Here is a 1,277-nt window from a genome sequence, read left to right as displayed (position 1 = left end):
GTCACGTTCCAGGTCACGCTCCGCCTCGGGGGGACGATGCTGGAGATGGAAGCGGCGATCCTCGAGGCCGTCAACGACCTCGGTCGCAGCGCGACGGGCGAAGCCCTGCTGCGCTTCGACACCGACGGCAGCCCGATCCAGCTCGGCGCAATCAAGTGGACGGCCCGTGCGCGCGACGGCAAAAGCTACCAGACGCCCTATGGGCCGGTGCGCATTGAGCGTTACGTCTATCAAACCTCCCGCGGCGGGCGCATCTACTGCCCGCTTGAGCACCAGGCCCGCATCATCCGTGACGCCACCCCGCGCTTCGCCAGTCAGCTCAGCCACAAGTATGGCCAACTGAACGCACGCGCGGTGCAAACCGACCTGGAGCAGAATCATGGGCGCAAGGTCGCAACCTCCTACATCCAAAATGTCGCCGAGTGGGTCGGCGGCATCGCTGGCGCCAAGGAGGAACGCTGGGACTACGAACTGCCCACCCTGGATGCCGCCATCACCACCATCGTCATCAGCCTCGACGGGGCCATGATCCCGATGGCCGACAGCGCCAGCTATCGCGAGGCGATGGTCGGGGCGCTCTCGCTCTATGACAGCCAAGGCGAGCGGCAACACACGGTCTACCTCGCCGCCGCGCCGGAGTATGGCAAGGCGGAGTTCAAGCAGCGCATGGAACGCGAGATCGCGCGCATCAAGCAGCAGTTTCCCGAGGCGCTGTATCTCGGCATCGCCGATGGCGCCAGCGCCAATTGGGCGTTCTTGGAACAACACACCGAACGCCAATTGATCGACTTCTTCCATGCTACCGAATACGTCGCCAAGATCGCCCGCGCGGCACATCCGCAAGCGAAGGCGAAGGCCAAACGCGAACGCTGGCACTCCGCGCACTGCTCGCGTCTCAAACACCAACCCGAGGCGGTCGCCACGCTGATCGAGGAGGCGGCCCAACTCGCCGAGCGCCGCAACCTCTCTCAGCAGGTCCGCGAAGACCTCGACAGCGCCCAGACCTACTTCGCCAACCATCACCACCAGATGGACTACGCTCGCTATGTCGCTGAAGGCTTGCCGATCGGCTCGGGTGTCACCGAAGCCGCTTGCAAGACCCTCGTCAAACAGCGCCTGTGCGCCTCGGGCATGCGTTGGAAGAACACCGGCGCCAAGATCGTCCTCAGCTTACGGGCCCTCACGCAGACCGCCGGGCGCTGGACTCAGTTCTGGCAGCGCATTGATCAGTTCGGCGCCGAATGCTGTTGCTGAGACATCATTCAGAGGCCGCACTC

At 64.4% G+C, this 1,277-nt stretch carries 1 protein-coding gene; it reads left to right on the top strand.

Translation table 11 applies throughout. The features are described from left to right. A partial coding sequence (locus tag G3480_RS26705; RefSeq protein WP_164657219.1) for an ISKra4 family transposase occupies positions 1 to 1,254 on the top strand: 1,254 nt, incomplete at its 5' end. Between the last annotated feature and the right edge of the window lie 23 nt (positions 1,255 to 1,277).

Source organism: Thiorhodococcus mannitoliphagus, assembly GCF_010915725.1.
Lineage (GTDB): Bacteria > Pseudomonadota > Gammaproteobacteria > Chromatiales > Chromatiaceae > Thiorhodococcus > Thiorhodococcus mannitoliphagus.
This window is presented reverse-complemented; position numbering and strand designations above follow the sequence as displayed.